The organism is Bradyrhizobium sp. 27S5 (assembly GCF_037217225.1).
Lineage (GTDB): Bacteria > Pseudomonadota > Alphaproteobacteria > Rhizobiales > Xanthobacteraceae > Bradyrhizobium > Bradyrhizobium septentrionale.
Genome location: NZ_CP147714.1, coordinates 7,268,459 through 7,285,977 on the forward strand (window position 1 = coordinate 7,268,459; position 17,519 = coordinate 7,285,977).

Consider the following 17,519-nt stretch of genomic DNA (forward strand, 5'->3'; position numbering starts at 1 on the left):
GTGCAAGCAGGGATAACGCGTCGTTGCAGTTCGGATCTGCATTTCAAGCATCGCGGTGTCATCACCCGCGCATGCGGGTGATCCAGTATTCCAGAGACGCAGCGATTGAAACGATAGGCCGCGGCGTACTGGATCGCCCGGTCGAGCCGGGCGATGACACCCGTCCGCTTCACATGCGTTCGTCGCTTGCATGATCAGCGTCCACCGCATCCCACACCGCGTTCGCGACGATCACGAGCCGCCCCTCGATCGGGTGAGACCGGCGAACCATACACCGCGTTGCATTTCTGATAAAGCGAACTATTTTTGCTGCGGGGCTTGCGCCGTCGGGCAACTCAGTGGCACGCGCGCGTGAGGAACGCACCGGCGGAAGGGTTCCCTCTTCCCTTGCGGGAGAGGGTTAGGGAGAGGGGTGCCACACGGCAAGCTCTCTCCACTCGATCGAGCACGCACGACACGCGGTCGAATTGCGCGTGCGAGTTTCACTTCGATCATCTCGCCCGGGGCCACCCCTCTCCCCACCTCTCCCATCGCAAGTCGGGCCTGCCCGACTTGCGCAAATCAATGATGCGCAACCGGGGTAAACCCCGGTTGCGTGGGAAAGGGAGCCTGAGTAGCGTGCTCACCTCACTCGTCACTCCCCGTCGCGCAATTGCGCACCGGGGAATGACGAGGGATGTGCGTCACCCCGCCCGCATCACCGCATCGACGACCAGGCTTGCGAACAGGATGAAGCCGGCGTCGCGGTTGGACTTGAAGATGCGCAGGCAGAGCGCGGGATCGCTGGTGTCGAGCCGGCGGACCTGCCAGGCGAGATGCAGCGCAAATGCGGCAAGGCCGATCCAGGCCGGCCAGCGTGCGCCCGCGAGCGCGAACGCCGCGCCGATCAGCAGCACGGCGAGACCATAGAAGATCACCAGCGCGCGGTGGGTGCGTGCGCCGAACAGGCGCGCGGTGGATTTGACGCCGATCAGCGCGTCATCCTCGGCGTCCTGGTGGGCGTAGATGGTGTCGTAGGCGATCACCCAGGCGATCGACCCGGCATAGAGCGCAATCGCCGTTGCATCGATGCGTTCGAGCGTCACCGCAAATCCCATCAGCGCGCCGTAGGAGAAGGCGAGGCCGAGCACGACCTGCGGCCACCAGGTGATCCGCTTCATGAACGGGTAGATCGCGACGATCAGAAGCGAAGCGATGCCGGTCATTACCGCAAAGCGGTTGAACTGCAGCAGCACCGCAAGCCCGATCAGCGCCTGCAGCACCATGAAGACCACCGCCTGCGTCACCGTCACCTGCCCGGCCGGGATCGGCCGCGACCGTGTGCGCTCGACCTTGGCGTCGAGATCGCGATCGGTGATGTCGTTCCAGGTGCAGCCCGCGCCGCGCATCACGAAGGCGCCGATGAAGAACAGCAGCACCACGAGCGGCAGCGAGCGGACATCATGCGCGACACCGGCGGCGAGCGCCGCCGACCACCAGCACGGCATCAATAGCAGCCAGGAGCCGATCGGCCGGTCGTAGCGCGCAAGCCGCAGATAGGGCCGCGACCAGACCGGCGCATGGGTGTCCACCCAGTTGCCTGTGGAGTCGGCAACGCGGGCGGAGACGTCGCTCATGAGCAGTCGATCATCGGGCGGTCCCTTATCGGGTGAGGACGTTGCCGTTCAGCGTGTCGAAGGTGCTGCCGCCCTTCTTGGTCGGGGTCGCTTCGGGCAGCGAAGCGGACGAACCCAGCACGTCGCTCAGCGACGGCCCAGCGGGGCCGCGCGGCTGCGCCGCCGCCTGCTCTGCGACATTGCAGACCTTCTTCAGCAGCGCTTCCGTGTTCTTGTGGCCGTCCTTGAGCTGGTTGGCGATCTGCGGCGGAATTCCGCACTTGGCCGCGTTGGTATCGACATATTTGATCATCTTGACCTCGGCCTGGCTGTAATTGCCGATCAGCTTGCAGGCCTCCTGCGGGCTGGCGTGGCGATCGCTCGCGGCCTTGATCGCCTTGCCGCGCTTCTCAGCTTCCTCACGCAGCGGCACGAAATTCTTCATGCAGGCCTCGCTGGCGCCACCCGCCTCGCTCGGCGGAGGCGGCGGCGAGGACAACCCGCCACCGGCTATGGGCGCCGCACCATTGCTCGGGAACGCCGACGGCGCCGCGCCGACCCTGGCTGCCGGCGCGCCATTGACCGGCGGGAATGCGGAATCCGAGGCGGTTCCGGCCTGGCTTGGACGCATACCATTGACCGGCGGAAACGCCGGATCGGACGCGGTGCCAGCCTTGCCGGCCTGATTGGGCAGCGGAGCCGGAAAGGCGCTCTGGGCAGCGGCCTGCCCCACAGACAGGGCGGTCGCGGCAACGGTCAGCACGATCAGGCGGCGGATCATCGAGGGTGTCTCTCCGGCAAAAGGTCCAGGCAACCCCAGCGCAACAAAAACGAAGCAACCAATTTGGGGGCGTTTTACGATTCCTGTGGCGCCTTAACAACCCGTCGATTTGGGCGACAGCGCGGCGTAGGGCCACGCCGGCCACATTAAATTGTTCCTCGTTTATAAGCCTTTAGGCTACGAACGGCGGTAAAACCGGACCATCAAATATACCTGATCCCGATTTTCGGTCATGCCACAGTCTGGATTTGCGGCCCGACGCCGCGCAGGGGTGACTGAAAAGCAAAAGGGGCCGCGTGCAAGCGACCCCTCCCTTGGGCCTAAGAACTTTGGACTTAAGAACTTAACCAATGACTTGGTGACAGAAGCAATACATCGACAGGTCCTTACTACGTTGGTCGGCGAGTTCCTGACGAGTCCGCGGGACTACGGTATTGCTCAGCTTGGTAAATTTGCCACGGAGCAATAAGGCCGCCTTGCCTTTTGGGCTAAAGCGCGGTCCGGAATAGGACATGCCTGAACTCGATTTTCGCAGCCCCCGCCTGTTTGTCGATGCGCCGCTTGGCGCCGGCGCGACCGTCGCGCTCGAACGCGACCAGAGCAACTATCTCGGCAATGTGCTGCGGCTTGGCGCCGGCGACAGCGTGCTGGTGTTCAACGGCCGCGACGGCGAATGGCGCGCCGAGATTGGTGGCCGCAAGCGCCCCGACACGCTCTCGATCACGGCGCAGACCCGCGCGCAGGACCGCCTGCCCGACGTCGCTTACGTGTTCGCGCCGCTGAAGCATGCGCGGCTCGACTACATGGTGCAGAAGGCGGTCGAGATGGGCGCGGCGCGGCTCGTGCCGGTGCTGACCCGCTTCACCCAGGTGTCGCGGGTCAATAGCGAGCGGATGCGCGCCAATGTGGTCGAGGCCGCCGAGCAGTGCGGGATCATCTCACTCGCCGAGGTCGCCGATCCGCTCCCGCTCGAACGCTTCCTGGCGGGGCGCGACCAGACGCGCCTGCTGGTGTTCTGCGACGAGGCCGCCGAGGTCGCGAACCCGGTGCAGGCGCTGCAGGTGGCCAAGGCGGCGCAGGCCGGGATCGATGTGCTGATCGGCCCGGAAGGCGGCTTTGCCGAAGAGGAGCGCGCGCTGCTGCTGCGCCAGCCCAACATCCTCCGCCTCGCGCTCGGCCCGCGCATCCTGCGCGCCGACACCGCAGCCGTCGCCGCACTGGCGCTGGTGCAGGCGGCGCTGGGGGATTGGAGCGCTGCGTAGCCAAGAAGGGACTGCGCCCCCCTCTCCCGCTTGCGGGGGAGGGTTTGGGTGGGGGTCTCGCCGCAACGAGATTCTTTGAGTGGCGAGAGCCCCCACCCGGATTGCATCTCCGATGCAATCCGACCTCCCCCGCAAGCGGGAGAGGTGGACCGCCCGTGCCGCAGCACATAGCCCAGATGAAGAAAAACATCTTTCCCTAGCCAAGCCGTCGCAAAATCGTTAACGAACCCAATCATTAAGCCACTTGGCCGATCCCTGTCGAAAGCCCGGGCCGACCATGCTAAGGGCTCCGCCAACACCACCTATGGAACCCGCTCTGGAACTGCGATTTCGGGGCGAATTGGACGTCGAGATGACCGAAGCTGCCGCACCACGATCCGCCGCCGGATCCGCCGACTGGGCGGATGCGTTGCTGGCCTCGTTCGCGCAGGCTGGGTATCTCCGGTCCGAGCCGGCGATCCTGCAGCCGGCCGAGCCGTTCCTCGACCTCTCCGGCGAAGACATCCGCAAGAGCCTGTATCTGACCACCGACCCGAGCGGCGAGGAGCTCTGCCTGCGCCCGGACCTCACGATCCCGGTGGCGCGCGACTACCTCGCCTCCAACAGGGCCGGCCAGCCGGCGGGCTTCAGCTATCTCGGGCCGGTGTTCCGCTATCGCGGCGGCCAGCCCAGCCAGTTCCTGCAGGCCGGCATCGAATCGTTCGGGCGGCAGGACCGCGCCGCGGCCGATGCCGAGATGCTGGCGCTGGCACTGGAGGCGACCACGGCGTTTGGCTTGAGCGATGTCGAAATCCGCACCGGCGATGTCGCGCTGTTCAACGCGCTGATCGATGCGCTCGAGCTTTACCCGGTGTGGCGGCGCCGGCTGATCAAGGATTTCAACCGCAAGGTTTCGCTGACCGACGACATCGAGCAGCTGACGCTCGCGACCGCGCCGGGCCGCAACGAATATGAGGGTGTGCTCGCCGCACTGGCCGGCTCCGACCGCAAGGCGGCGCTGGCGCTGGTCACCGATCTGATGTCGATCGCCGGCACCACCAATGTCGGCGGGCGCACAGTGGCCGAGATCGCCGACCGCTTCCTCGAGCAATCGACGCTGAAGGCCGGCGCGCTGCCGCGCGACGCGGTCGCCATCATCAAGCGCTTCCTTGCGATATCGGGCGACCCCGACGACGCAGTCGCGCAACTGCGCGCGCTGGCCGACAACGCGAAGCTCAACCTTGCCGCCGCGATCGACCAGTTCGAGAGCCGGGTCGGCTTCATGGCGGCGCGCGGCATCGACACCAGGAAGACGCGGTTCTCGACCGCGTTCGGCCGCGGCCTCGACTACTACACCGGCTTTGAGTTCGAGCTGCACGCCAAGGGCAACGGCGCCGAGCCGCTGGTCGCGGGCGGCCGCTATGACGGGCTGATGACGCAGCTCGGCTCGGCAAGCCCGATCCCGGCGGTCGGCTTCTCGGTCTGGATCGAGGCGATGACCCGGCATGGCAAGGCCGCTGGCCGCGGAGGCGCCCCATGAGCACGCCGTTCGTCGTCGCCGTCCCCTCCAAGGGACGCCTGCAGGAAAACGCGGAAGGCTTCTTCGCCCGCGCCGGGCTGACGCTGTCGAAGGCCGGGGGCGCGCGCGACTATCGCGGCACCATCTCAGGCGTCGACAATGTCGAGATCGCCTATCTCTCGGCGAGCGAGATCGCGGCCAATCTGGCGCGCGGTTCCGTGCATCTGGGTGTCACCGGCGAGGACCTCGTGCGCGAGAGCATTCCGGATGCCGACAAGCGCGTGCTGATGATCGAAGGCCTCGGCTTCGGCTATGCCAATGTCGTGGTCGCGGTGCCGCAGGCCTGGATCGACGTCCGCACCATGGCCGACCTCGACGACGTCGCCTCCGGCTTCCGCGAGCAGCACAATCACCGCATGCGGGTGGCGACCAAATACATCAATCTGACGCGCGGCTTTTTCGCCAAGCACGGCGTCGGCGACTACCGCATCGTCGAGAGCTCCGGCGCCACCGAGGGCGCGCCCGCGGCCGGCACCGCGGAATTGATCGTCGACATCACCACGACCGGGGCGACGCTCGCCGCCAACGGGCTCAAGGTGCTCGACGACGGCGTCATGCTGCGCAGCCAGGCCAATCTGGTGGCGTCGCGGGATGCCGACTGGTCGACCGGCGCCCGCGAGACCGCGCGCGTCATCCTCGACCACATCGCCGCGCGCGCCCGTGCCAGCAAGTATCGCGAGGTCCGCACCCGCTTTGCCGGCTGCAACGATGCGCTGCTCTCCGAGGCGCATCACCGTTTCGGCGTGGTCGCCCCGTTCGGGGGGCCGACCTCGTCGGGCATGCTTACGCTGCACTGCCCACCGGGCAAGCTCTACGCGCTCGGCAGCTTCCTGCGCGACCACGGCGCGGAAACCGTGTCGGTGGTGTCGCTGGACTATGTGTTCGACCGCGAGAACCCGCTCTTCGCCAGGCTCGAGGCGTTCCTGCGACAATGAGCCGGCAAGGCCATTCATCTTGGCGACAGCTGCCCCGCGGTACCATATTCTGTTCAAGCTCTCTTGTTTGACGTGTTTTCCTCACGCGAGCCGGATGTCCGCTTCGCTCGAAAACGCGCTTAGTTCTGGAACCTGACCGATGATGCTGGGCTCTGACGTTTCCAGCCTGACCACAACCGCCAAGACCGCCGCCGCGCAGGGTCTGTCCATCGTCGTGCCCGTCTACAACGAGGCCGCCGGGCTTGCGGCGCTGCACCAGCGGCTGATCGATCTCGCCAAGTCGCTGCGCGCACGCTACGGGCTGCCTTGCGAAGTGGTCTATGTCGACGACGGCAGCGCCGACACTACCCTTGCGATCGCCCGCGCCCTGCCCGCCCATGGGCTGGACCTGCAGGTAGTGTCGCTGTCGCGCAATTTCGGCAAGGAGGCGGCGCTGATGGCCGGCCTCGACCACGCCCGCCGCGGCGCGGTGCTGTTCATGGACGGTGACGGCCAGCATCCGCCCACGCTGGTGGAGCAGCTGGTCGCGCACTGGATCGATGACGGCTACGACGTCGTCTACACGGCGAAGGCACATCGCGACAATGAATCGGCGTTCCGACGGCTGGCCGGGCGCGGCTTCTACGCGCTGATCAACTGGGGCGCGCGGCAGAAGATCCCGGAGGATGCCGGCGACTTCCGCCTGCTGTCGCCGCGCGCGGCCGCGGCGCTGCGGCAATTGCCGGAACGCAACCGCTTCTTCAAGGGGCTCGCCAGCTGGATCGGCTTCAGGCAGATCCGCGTCGACTACGAGCCGGCGCCGCGCGCGCATGGCGTCACCACCTTCAATGCCGGCCGGCTGATCGGCCTGTCGATCGAAGGCCTGACCTCGTTCTCGGTGGCGCCGCTGCGCTTCGCCAGCCTGCTCGGCGCGCTGCTCGCGGGCGTGGCCTTCCTGTTCGGTCTCTCGATCCTCTGGGAAGTGTTGACCACCGGCAAGCAGGTCCCCGGCTATCCGTCGCTGATGATCGGCGTGATGACGATCGGCGGCGTGCAGCTGATCATGATCGGCATCGTCGGCGAATATATCGGCAAGATCCTCTCCGAATTGAAGGCGCGGCCGATCTATTTCGTCGCCGAGCACACCGAGAAGCACGCCGACGGCGGCGCGGCGCAAAGCGCCGCCGAGCGGACCGCCGCCGAATGAGCGATGCCGCTGCGCCACGCCGGATCTGGCTGTGTGCTGACGATTACGGCCTGAGTGACGGCGTCAACCGCGCGATCCGCGACCTGATCGAGCGCGGCCGCCTCAACGCGACCTCGGTGATGACGGTGACGCCGGCGATCGGCCGCGAGGCTGCGGCCGCGTTGCAGGCTTCGGTCGCGAACAGCCCGCGCTGCGCGATCGGGCTGCATGTGACGCTGACCGCGCCGTTCCGGCCGCTGACGATGCATTTCCGCCCGCTCGACGGCGACATGTTCCTGCCGTTCGCAAAACTGTTGCGCGCCGGGCTGATGCGGCGGTTGGATGCCGAACTCGTGCATGCCGAGGTGCTGGCGCAGCTCGACGCCTTCCACGATCTGTTCGGCCGCGCGCCCGATTTCGTCGACGGTCACCAGCATGCGCAGCTGTTCCCGCAGGTGCGCGACGGCTTCCTGCGCGCGGTGAAGGAGCGCGCGCCGCAGGCCTGGGTGCGGCAGTGCGGACGCGACGGTCCGCTGGCGCGGCTGGTCGGGCCGAAGGCTCTGGTGCTGAACGTGCTCAGCACGCAATTCCGGGCGAAAGCGACCCGCGCCGGCCTGACGTTCAATCCGGCCTTCGCCGGTGCCTATGATTTCATGCGCGAGCATGATTTCGCGGCACTGATGCGCGGCTTTCTGGATGGCATGCCCGACGGCGGCCTCGTGATGTGCCATCCCGGTTTCGTCGATGACACGCTGAAAAACCTCGACCCGCTGACGACGCAGCGCGAGACCGAACATGCCTATCTGGCAGGCGACGATTTCCCGGCCCTGCTCGCCCTGAATAAAGTTACACTGGCCTGACAGGGTTCAGAAAAAACCGACGGTCGTATTGTCGCATACATAAATTTAATTCGGCCCCCCACTCCTTGCGCCACAAAGCCCGTCCTACATCTCGGGCGCGCCGATTCGATCGACGCGATGGAGAACGCCATGACACCGCAAGAACGCCAACTGATCGACGATCTCTTCGACCGGCTCGCCAAGCTGGAGAATGCCCCGCGCGACAGCGAGGCCATGTCCGCGATCATACAGGGCCTGCGCAGCGCGCCGAATGCGGTCTACGCGCTGGTGCAGACCGCACTGGTGCAGGACGAGGCTCTGAAGCGCGCCCATGATCGGATCCAGGAGCTCGAGGCCGCGGTCAGCCAGCAACCGCCCGCGCAGCAGCAGGGCGGCGGCTTCCTCGATTCGATGCGCGACGCGGTCTTCGGACAGGGCCAGCCGCATGGCTCGGTGCCGCCGGTCCGCGCCCCCGATATCGGCGGCAGCCGCCCGGTCTGGAACTCGGGCCAGGCGATGCAGCAGGCGGGCGGCTACGGCCAGAACTACGGCCAGCCGCCGCAGCAATACGGCCAGGGCCAATACGGCCAGCCTTACGGCGGCCCGCAGCCCCCGGCCTTCGGCGGCGGCGCTCCCGGTGGTGGCGGCGGCTCGTTCCTCGGCACGGCGGCTGCGGCCGCGGCCGGCGTGGTCGGCGGCGGGCTATTGCTCTCCAGCATCCGCGGCATGATGGGTGGCGGCAGCCATCAGTCGCTGGCCGATGCCGGCGGCCTCGGCGGCGGTTCGCGTCCTTGGGGCGGCGACCAGTCGTCGAGCGACCTGGCGCGTGACGCCGGGATCAACGATGTCGGCTCATCCGGCCGCGGCAACGACAATTCCGGCTCGCGCTCAGGCCTGTTCGACCAGGCCTCGAACAACAGCAACAACAACGACGATAACACCGACCACGATTCTGACGGCTTCGATCATGATGACGATGATGATGGCGGCTTCGACGGTGGAAGCGATGACAGCAACTACGCGTAAGCGTGTGCGTGTCGCCTGAACACGAACGGCCGCTCTCATCGAGCGGCCGTTTTTTTGATCATCGTAGCCCGGATGCAGCGAAGCGAAATCCGGGGAAATCTCTCAGCTTGCACAACTGTCCCGGATTTCGCTGCGCTTCATCCGGGCTGCGCAGACAGCTATCTCACATCACGACGACCTTGGCGCCGACATTGACGCGGCCGTAGAGGTCGATGACGTCCTCGTTGCGCATCCGGATGCAGCCCGACGACACGTTGGTGCCGATGGTCCAGGGCTCGTTGGAGCCGTGAATGCGGTACAGCGAGGAGCCGAGATACATCGCGCGTGCGCCGAGCGGATTCTCCGGCCCGCCCTCCATGTGCCGTGGTAGATCGGGGCGGCGCGCCAGCATTTCCGGCGGCGGCGTCCAGGCCGGCCACTCCTTCTTGGCCGAGATCGTCTTGACGCCGGCCCAGGTGAAGCCGGGCCGGCCGACGCCGATGCCGTAGCGCATCGCACGGCCATCGCCCTGCACCAGATAGAGGAACTTGTTCGGCGTATCGACCACGATGGTGCCGACGCCTTCCTTGCCGTGATAGTCGACCAGCTGTTTTTCATATCGCGGATCGAACGGACGCTGCGCCGGATCGCCCGCGGCCTCTTCCTGCTGGCGGATCATCTGCTGCTGCGGATCCATCGGCGGCAGGCCCTGGCGGTTGCCGTAATAGCCGGGCTGCTGCTGATACTGCGGCGAATATCCCTGCGACGACGGAGCATCGCCGAACAGAAATTCGATGAAGCCGCCGCCCATGCTGGAGCGCTGCGGCTGCACATAGGCGGTGCGCATCGGCGGCTGCGGCGCGCCCTGGTTGGCGTAGATCACGGTGGGCTCGGCGGGCGACACCGCGTCGATCGCCATGGCGTGATGGGGGACGGCAATAAGAGAAGAGGCGCCGGCAAGCAGCGCAAGCGTGGTTTTCCTGAACATCGACGTACTCTGTACTGGTTTCGTCGTGAGGTGATGCGCGAGGGCGCGACGAGCGCCGTTGCACGTGGTCAATAAGCAATGAAAACCGCATCGGTTTGGTAAACGGATCGGCGGTTTCGATTCACCATCCCGGCAATAGCGCGCGGTTTTGCCGGGTAGCGTTTATTTTGCGTGAACGCCGCCGCAACATGGTTAATCGCCGGTAGCGCGGCCGCCGCGCGCCGTGCGCGCAAATTGTTCCGCGTGAACCTGACGTTAAATCACCTCTCGCTAGAACGGACCTTAGTGAAGGGGCGGGAATGAAATCATGTCAGTGAAGCGCAAGCGTTTTCGTGTCGAGCAGGCGATGGGCGAAGTGGTGATGGCGGAGCCGGAGGCCGCCGGCGGCGACGACCTCGGTCCGATGCATCGCGAGATCATGGCCGAGCTTCGCTCGATCCGCGCCCAGATGGCCGCAGCACCGGCGCAGCGCACCGCCGACAGCGTCGATTCCATCGTGGCCCGCGAGGTCGCCGAGACGCATAAGATGCTCGAGACCTATCGCGCCCAGGTCGAACAGTGCGAGAAGCTCAAGGTCGAGCTCGACCTGATCCACGACGCGATCAGCCGCACCAAGCGCGAAATCGCCGTGCTGCACGGCAAGAGCTTCAACGGCGAGGAGATGGCCAAGGTCAATGGCGAGCTCGGCGCCGTGGTCGGCGGCACCGAACAGGCCACCCAGCAGATCCTCGAGGCTGTCGAGGCGATCGACCAGGCCGCGTCGGCACTGGCCAACAACGTCACCCCCGACCAGCAGAGGCGGCTCAGCGAGGATATCCAGGAGCGCGTGGTCTCGATCTTCGAGGCCTGCAACTTCCAGGACCTCACCGGCCAGCGCATCAACAAGGTGATGCAGACGATGAAGTTCATCGAGCAGCACATCAACGAGATGATGAACATCTGGGGCGGCGTCGACGCCATCAAGACGCACGTCCCGCCTGTTGTCGACACCCGCGAGGGCGACGCCCGCCTGCTCAACGGCCCGAAGCTCGACGGCGACGCCGGCCACGCCTCGCAGGACGACATCGACGCGATGTTCGACTGAGATTTGTCGAATCAAGACAAAAAGCGCCGGCCCTCGGGCCGGCGTTTTTTGTTTGAGTGCTGCGGCTCTCCGTGTGTGTGCGTCAAGTGACGCATCAGTCAGAACCTCTGTCTCGACCTCATGCAGTTTGTGCCAACTGCGACACTTGGAAATTGCGACTCTTGGAAATTGACTGGCAGGTTTGCTGTCGCGGACGCATACTGTGTCTGAGGGAAATTGTCATGCGCATGCCGGAAGCCAACATTTGGTGCCGGTTGCATGGGACTTCCGGAGTGAATCCGGTCGCCCCCGAGCGGGGTTTTGTACTTCCACAAGCACACAGTCACAGGTTCGCGGCCACTCGCCGCGCGCATCCGACGAGGGCAAGCTGGCTTCTCTCGAGCGATGCCGTACGCCCCGTTATCGGATAACTGATTGGGGGGAGCCACTGGAGTACTCAACGCTGGAGATTGAACATGACGCAAAGAATGGTCAGAAATACTGCAATTGCGCTCTCGACTTTCGCTTGTGCGACACTGTTCTCCATCACCTGGTCTGAGCAGGGCGGCGTTTCGGCGTCAGTCGAAAGCGCCCAGGCGCGTGTGGGCCGACCGCTGACGCCCATGAGCGTCGCAGGTGTTGCGCGTCGCCAAACCCGGCGCGCTGCGTATGGATACGGGGTTGGCGCGGGGGTCGCTGCTACGGCGGCGGTCGCCACGGCGGCCGCTACCACGGCGGCCTATTCCGGCTGGGGCACAAACAATTGGACCGATGCATATGCCGCCCAGACGGATCCCCGCTTTGGCCAGCCCTACTATCCGGCACGAGCCTATCAACGGGTCAGTCCGTATTACGGTTACGCCGGATGGGCAGACTACAAGGCCGCCAATGGTATCGCCTGCGAACCCGGTACGATGACGAAAATGCCTGACGGCAACATGTACGTCTGCCAGTGAAGCCGGCGCAACGGCACCGCAAGAGGGCGGCTCCTTGAGCCGCCCTCTTGATCTTCATGACGGACCAGGACGTGTACTCATAAGTGTCGGCTTCCAACTACGAGGCAGAACTCGCCGGGATCGATCGTCATCGGCGGCTTGTGACCCCGAGCGCACCTGACCTCCGGCTAGCCCAGGCCGGTATCCCGCTCTATTGTCACGAGACCTCAAGCGCGCTTTCATCCGGCCATTCTTTGGACAAAACTGACAGGAGTGCTGAGGGGGGCTGATCGACCCTAACGGATAGCCGGGTCGGCACGCTTGGGTGACATTGGACGGAAAGGGAAACGTCAGTGAACTCCACCCCCACTCCGAACCCAGTTCAATCGAACGATAGCCTGACCGCGCCCGCCGACGAAAGACTCGCGGAAGCTCGCAAGCAAATCGCGCGCGCCGATGAAGAGCTCACGCGTTTGAGTGAACAGCTTGCAAGAATGGAACGCGATGCCGCGTCCCCACCTTCGGCGCAACCTAACCCGCCTGCGGCCGGAACTAACCCTGCTTCTTCCGGGCCTAGCCCTGCCTCTTCCGCACTTGGCTCGCAATCGCCGCCTGGAAGGCCGGTGTTCCGAGCCCTCGCCGGCTTGTCGCTGGCAGCATGTATCGTTATCGCTGCCCTGGCTTTGCAGTCGTCTTATGGTGGGGAAGCCAAGCTGATTGCTGCCCGTTGGGCGCCGCAGCTTGTCTCAACTCCATCATTGCCGCCTGATGATCCGCCGCTCACGGCGCGGCCCGCTCCACCCACCGTTCAGGTCGCCGCGGCGGACGCCGCTCCGCCCCAAGCGACGCCCATGGTTCAAACCGCACCGCCGCAGGACGCCGCGCCGACAGCCAACACAGCCCTTCCCGATCAGACGCAGTTGCTGCAAACGATCGCGCGCGACCTCGCAAATATGGAGCGAAATATCGAACAGCTCAAGGCGGACCAGCAACAAATGGCCCGCGAGAACTCCAAAGCCATTGAGGAACTCAAGGCGAGCCAGGAAGAAATGAAACGGGCGCTCGCGAAGGCTTCCGAGCAGAGGGCGTTACCGCCTCCGACACAGCCGACTCCGGCCGTACGCAAGCCCGAGCGGACGTCTCAACCGCCGTACGCAAGATTGCGGCCTCGAATCCCAAGGGAGTGGCTCTACGACGAATGGTGACCGTCGATGCAGTGATCATCGACGTCTTGTCCCGCAACAACGCCTCGATTTAGAATGCGGCGCGGTGTCACTTCCGGTTTGGGCCCAGGCAGACATGGGGGCCAATAACGAGGGTGGCCTAAGGCCCCAAGCGGACCGAAGCGCGCATGCAACCGCCCTGACTCCCCACTTCCGTCAATTTTGATCGCCATGTCAGATGTGGAAATTTTCGCCGAAGCGTGGCTACAAGAGTCACGCGATCAATTCTTTTGTCTGAGTGATTTGCAGGACGGCAATGAAAAACGCTACGCTGTTTGCACTTGGTTTATTGGCGGCGGGAGTTTGGTCACACGACAGCGCGAGATGTCAGACGTCGCTGTCCCCGCCGCTTTCGCTTGCGCCGCCGTCTCAGTTGAATGAGGGGTCGGCATCTCCGGCCGCGACCAACAGCGTTTGGCCGCCGATGGCGGCACCCAGCGTGTCGCCGCCGGTGGCGGCTGCCGTAAGTCCCACGCCATCAGCAAAGGGCAATGTTGGTTCGTCACGGGCGACGGATGACGTTCCGCCGCCGACGGCGACCGCCAAGGGAGCCAAGGGTCCGGTGCCGCCCCGAGCCGCTAAAGATGTGCCGCGACACACGACCGCCCCACGATCTGCCACTGTCGAGCACACGCCGCCAGAGCCCGACAGCGTTTCGCCAGCGCAAGTGATCGACAGGTCGCGGCCGTCGGCCAAGCCGGCCACCGATTACGATGGCTTTAGCGTCGGTATCGCCGACGATGATGACACGTCAAGCCGGACGACGCGACCCGTCAGGCCGCGCCGGGCAAAGCAGCCCATCAATCAAGAAGCAGATCGTGTCTCTGGGCAGCAATCGGTCGATCCCGGGGAAGATGACAAGCTAAAGGGCAAGCTTACGATTTGCCGCGGCTGCAAGTAGCAGGCGCCACTCCGGGCGGACGACTAGATTGGCGCATCATTTTGGGGGACTTCTTGCGGTGCAAGAGTCCGGAAATGGCCCAGGGCGCGCGCCCGGCGTTGATCCATGTCAACATCACTCATCCTTTGCCACCGACGATAGATTGGGCCACATCTGCGGTGGCTCCATCACCTTTCGGTTCGCGTGCGATGAGGAGGATACCATGCGTCGGACGAACATTCTTTCGACCAGGTCAGTGACAGTTGCGGGAATTGCGGCCAGCCTCGTGCTGGGGTTTGCAGGTGTTACTCTCAGTCCGGCACCGGCTAAGGCCGTCATTTATTGCCAGTACGTCGGGTATCCGGTGGGTTGCGTGGCGAGAGCAGGCGTGGTGCTCAGGCCTCGTCCGGTGGCGCGTGCTGCGGTTCGTCATAACGCCGGCGGCAATTTGAATGGCGGCGTCAATCGCGTCGGAGTGCGGCGGTAGCAGCTGTTTGCGGGTCACGACTTTGGGCGGTAGACGGCAAGCCAGGTTCGTCCGTGCCCCCTGAAGTTCGTCATAGACAGACGAAAACGCCGGCCTTCGGGCCGGCGCTGGATGCGGTAATCAGCGACTTCAAAGAAACCTGAAGGCGCGGCGGAAGTGCCCGACCTGATTCCGAATGGCCTCGACGTGCAACATCGTCGGGCCATTGCTTATCTCAAAATGCAGCATTGCGTGTGATACTGCTGGCGCCTCAGTCCGCGAAACATCACGCATCATCCCAGTGCGGTTGAGTGAGGCTCTTCGTCAACGACGCTGACCCATCTGCGTCAATTGGTCGAATTCGTCAACTTGTATGGAGCAATGCAGGGTTGTACGTTCCGCTGCGTGCTCCACGAACAGGAGCGCCTGCAATTTACTGCAAGCGGTTCGTTTGCCAATTGAGTTATCGCTCGACGCAATTAGTTCTCAAACGCCATTATGGGAGGGAACAATGTCAATTACTCACGTACTTGTCGCGTTGTCCTCAATTGCTGCTGTTCTCACGGCTGGCAATGCCCAGGCTCAGAGCATGCCACCGGAAGGGCCCGTCTCGGTGACATTTACTGCGACACCAATCCCGCCACCAAAGCCGATGCCGATCGGCGGCGGTAGAGAGTTTGACCTGCTGAACCAAGCGATGGCAGCAATGAACGACGCGGGAAACCCGGTGCTCAATAACATGGGTGGACGTTGCCAGTTTAGTCGGCTCAGAGATACATCGGCGAAGACCGTCGAAGTCCGCGGGTTCTGTACTTACGTCGACAAGGACGGCGATCAAACATTCGAACAATGCGATTTCCTGCCGGGGCAACCCAACAAGTGCAACATAACCGGCGGGACCGGCAAATTCGAAGGGCTCCAAGCCGAACTCATCATTTCCATCGAGCCTCTTAAGAGCAATTTCGAAGGCATTGGTCAGGTCATTGGCCACAAGAAGGGCACGTATCGGATTGCAAAGACAAACTGATACATCCGGCCGCGTTCTGGTTGGCGCAAGCGCGAGCTGGCCGCGAGCCGCTTTCGCACGGAATGTGATTACCTCGATGGAGCGATTGCCACATCCAGCCCTGACCAAGTACCGTGATCAGCGACGCTTATGATCGGATGGTCCGGCGGATGTACCCGTGGCCGATGATCTCGAATGGCCCCGACGTGGATATCGTCGGGGCCATTTGTCTAAGGGCGTGATCCCATAGGCAAGTGCTGATTGGGGGCTCGCGACGCAAAGCAATATTCGCGGATGCGCTTGCTTCCGGCACGAGAGATCGGGTCCGTACTTAACGAGAGCCGTTTCGTCCGGCGTATCGTAAAATCCAGATCAAATGTAAACCCCGCGCGCAGCGGCTCGTGCTTCGTCTAGCGGCCCGGCCACGCTCGCAGGACGACATCGACGCGATGTTCAACTGAGATTAGTTTAGGCGATGGCCTTTCCCCGTCATTGCGAGGAGCGGAAGCGACGAAGGAATCCATGCCTTCGATGCGATCCGACCTCTCCCACAAGGGGAGAGGCGCACCGTCATCGCGGCTCTGGCTCAGGCTGAACCTTCTTTGCCCCTCACGCCCGCGGCGCGCAGCGGACGTAGACCATGTTGCCGTAGCGGGTGGCGGCGTCCTTGTCGACGAAGCGGGTGATCAAGACCCGGCCGTCGAACGAGATGATCTCGCGGTCCTGCTCGCCGGGCACAGGTCCTGGCGGGCCGATATAGTTCTTGCCGCCGGGGGAACCCTTCAGCCGCAATTCCTGCGGGGTGGCCTGGTCGGCCAGGTGCATGATGACGCCGCCGTTCTGGCCCGCGCCGATCACGTAAGGCTGCTTGCACTGGCCGCGCGCCGCGGCCTCGGTGCGGGCGCGGTCGGCGGGATTCTGGAACGAGGCGAGACCCCAGCGGCCGACGATCTCATCGGGGCGGATCGACGCAGGCATCTCCGGGGCCCCCCCGGGTTCGGAGGGCGCCGGCTCGGGGTTCGACGACAACGACGGCAGGCTGAAGCTGCTGCACGCCCCCAAGAGTGCCGTCAGCGCCGAGACAGCCGCGAATCGTGCGACCAATCGCGCGTTGAGTGACCTGATCATATGCATCCCCCGACTATGTCCCGGCCGCACCCGTCCTGCAGCCAAGCGTAAAACTTAAGGCGGAGCAACGACGTCTGACAAAATTACGTCATCGCTACGATTTGGTTTCCGGTCCACCATCCTATATTGGCCTCACCAAGGCCTTAACCACTTTGCTTGACAGAAAACCCGCCAAGCCATATTTCCCGGCCCGCAATTAGCACTCTCGCACCACGATTGCTAAATGCGCCGGGCGTCCTGCCTGGCGCCGACCGGGCCGGCATTCAACGCCGGTCTCGATGAACCGGACCTGAAACCGAGCCTCCAAGAGGGAACGTCATGGCTAAATCCACCTTCCGCCCACTGCATGACCGCGTCGTGGTCAAGCGTATCGATGCCGAGGAGAAGTCCAAGGGTGGCATCATCATTCCGGACTCGGCCAAGGAAAAGCCGTCCCAGGGCGAGATCGTCGCCGTCGGCCCGGGTGGCCGCGACGAGGCCGGCAAGCTGATCCCGATCGACCTCAAGGTCGGCGACCGCGTGCTGTTCGGCAAATGGTCGGGCACCGAGGTCAAGCTCGACAACCAGGAGCTCCTGATCATGAAGGAGTCCGACATCATGGGCGTGCTGGCGTAAGCGCACCTCTTTTTCCGTCACCCAGAGGAAGCAGCGAAGCTGCCGTCTCGAAGGGTGAACATCCACAAACTCATC

The 17,519-nt window shown here is 64.3% G+C and carries 16 protein-coding genes; 12 read left to right on the plus strand and 4 right to left on the minus strand.

The features are described from left to right. Positions 1-683 precede the first annotated feature (683 nt). Both ubiA and WDM24_RS34295 read right to left on the minus strand, forming a co-directional pair. The gene (gene ubiA, locus WDM24_RS34290; RefSeq protein WP_338691866.1) at positions 684-1,616 is read right to left on the minus strand and encodes a 4-hydroxybenzoate octaprenyltransferase; all 933 of its coding nucleotides are present in this window, start codon (positions 1,614-1,616) and stop codon (positions 684-686) included. A gap of 25 nt (positions 1,617-1,641) precedes the next feature. Then, positions 1,642-2,376 (minus strand): hypothetical protein, encoded by a 735-nt coding sequence (locus WDM24_RS34295; protein WP_166298632.1) that lies wholly within the window; start codon positions 2,374-2,376, stop codon positions 1,642-1,644. Positions 2,377-2,888: 512 nt separating this feature from the next. Between WDM24_RS34295 and WDM24_RS34300 the strand changes: the two genes are divergently transcribed. The 6 genes from WDM24_RS34300 (at position 2,889) to WDM24_RS34325 (ending at position 9,161) form a co-directional block, all read left to right on the plus strand. Next, positions 2,889-3,638 carry a 16S rRNA (uracil(1498)-N(3))-methyltransferase gene (locus WDM24_RS34300; RefSeq protein WP_338828910.1) on the plus strand — a complete coding sequence of 250 codons (750 nt, stop codon included), beginning with the start codon at positions 2,889-2,891 and terminating at the stop codon, positions 3,636-3,638. A gap of 352 nt (positions 3,639-3,990) precedes the next feature. Further along, a complete protein-coding gene (locus tag WDM24_RS34305) occupies positions 3,991-5,157 on the plus strand; it encodes an ATP phosphoribosyltransferase regulatory subunit (RefSeq protein WP_338828911.1) in 1,167 nt (388 codons plus the stop codon). After that, positions 5,154-6,131, plus strand: coding sequence for an ATP phosphoribosyltransferase (hisG, locus tag WDM24_RS34310; RefSeq protein WP_338691869.1), 978 nt, complete (start codon positions 5,154-5,156; stop codon positions 6,129-6,131). Before WDM24_RS34305 ends, hisG begins: the two co-directional genes overlap by 4 nt. Before the next feature lie 139 nt (positions 6,132-6,270). Then, positions 6,271-7,317 carry a glycosyltransferase family 2 protein gene (locus tag WDM24_RS34315; RefSeq protein ID WP_338828912.1) on the plus strand — a complete coding sequence of 349 codons (1,047 nt, stop codon included), beginning with the start codon at positions 6,271-6,273 and terminating at the stop codon, positions 7,315-7,317. Beyond that, positions 7,314-8,156, plus strand: a complete 843-nt coding sequence (locus WDM24_RS34320; protein ID WP_338691870.1) for a ChbG/HpnK family deacetylase — start codon at positions 7,314-7,316, stop codon at positions 8,154-8,156. The genes WDM24_RS34315 and WDM24_RS34320 overlap by 4 nt, the downstream gene beginning before the upstream one ends. A 129-nt stretch (positions 8,157-8,285) precedes the next feature. Continuing rightward, positions 8,286-9,161: a DUF2076 domain-containing protein gene (locus tag WDM24_RS34325; protein ID WP_338828913.1), complete on the plus strand. Its 876-nt coding sequence runs from the start codon at positions 8,286-8,288 to the stop codon at positions 9,159-9,161. A 163-nt stretch (positions 9,162-9,324) separates the two neighbouring features. Here the strand turns inward: WDM24_RS34325 and WDM24_RS34330 are convergent, their stop codons facing one another. After that, on the minus strand, positions 9,325-10,128 hold the full coding sequence (locus WDM24_RS34330) for a L,D-transpeptidase (RefSeq protein ID WP_338828914.1): 804 nt from the start codon (positions 10,126-10,128) through the stop codon (positions 9,325-9,327). A 307-nt stretch (positions 10,129-10,435) separates the two neighbouring features. Between WDM24_RS34330 and WDM24_RS34335 the strand changes: the two genes are divergently transcribed. From WDM24_RS34335 to WDM24_RS34355, 5 genes are all read left to right on the plus strand, one after another. Next, on the plus strand, positions 10,436-11,212 hold the full coding sequence (locus WDM24_RS34335) for a protein phosphatase CheZ (protein WP_338828915.1): 777 nt from the start codon (positions 10,436-10,438) through the stop codon (positions 11,210-11,212). A 455-nt stretch (positions 11,213-11,667) separates the two neighbouring features. After that, positions 11,668-12,147, plus strand: coding sequence for a hypothetical protein (locus WDM24_RS34340; RefSeq protein ID WP_338828916.1), 480 nt, complete (start codon positions 11,668-11,670; stop codon positions 12,145-12,147). Positions 12,148-12,479: 332 nt separating this feature from the next. Then, positions 12,480-13,331 (plus strand): hypothetical protein, encoded by an 852-nt coding sequence (locus WDM24_RS34345; RefSeq protein ID WP_338828917.1) that lies wholly within the window; start codon positions 12,480-12,482, stop codon positions 13,329-13,331. A 1,121-nt stretch (positions 13,332-14,452) separates the two neighbouring features. Further along, on the plus strand, positions 14,453-14,716 hold the full coding sequence (locus tag WDM24_RS34350; RefSeq protein ID WP_338828918.1) for a hypothetical protein: 264 nt from the start codon (positions 14,453-14,455) through the stop codon (positions 14,714-14,716). A gap of 490 nt (positions 14,717-15,206) precedes the next feature. Further along, positions 15,207-15,722 (plus strand): hypothetical protein, encoded by a 516-nt coding sequence (locus tag WDM24_RS34355; RefSeq protein WP_338691877.1) that lies wholly within the window; start codon positions 15,207-15,209, stop codon positions 15,720-15,722. A 588-nt stretch (positions 15,723-16,310) separates the two neighbouring features. On the opposite strand, the gene WDM24_RS34360 is transcribed toward WDM24_RS34355, so the two are convergent. After that, entirely contained in the window at positions 16,311-16,829 is a 519-nt protein-coding gene (locus tag WDM24_RS34360) for a hypothetical protein (protein WP_166298641.1), read from the minus strand. A gap of 318 nt (positions 16,830-17,147) precedes the next feature. Here WDM24_RS34360 and WDM24_RS34365 point away from each other — a divergent pair, with 318 nt between their 5' ends. Beyond that, on the plus strand, positions 17,148-17,444 hold the full coding sequence (locus WDM24_RS34365; protein ID WP_018269780.1) for a co-chaperone GroES: 297 nt from the start codon (positions 17,148-17,150) through the stop codon (positions 17,442-17,444). Positions 17,445-17,519 lie beyond the last annotated feature (75 nt).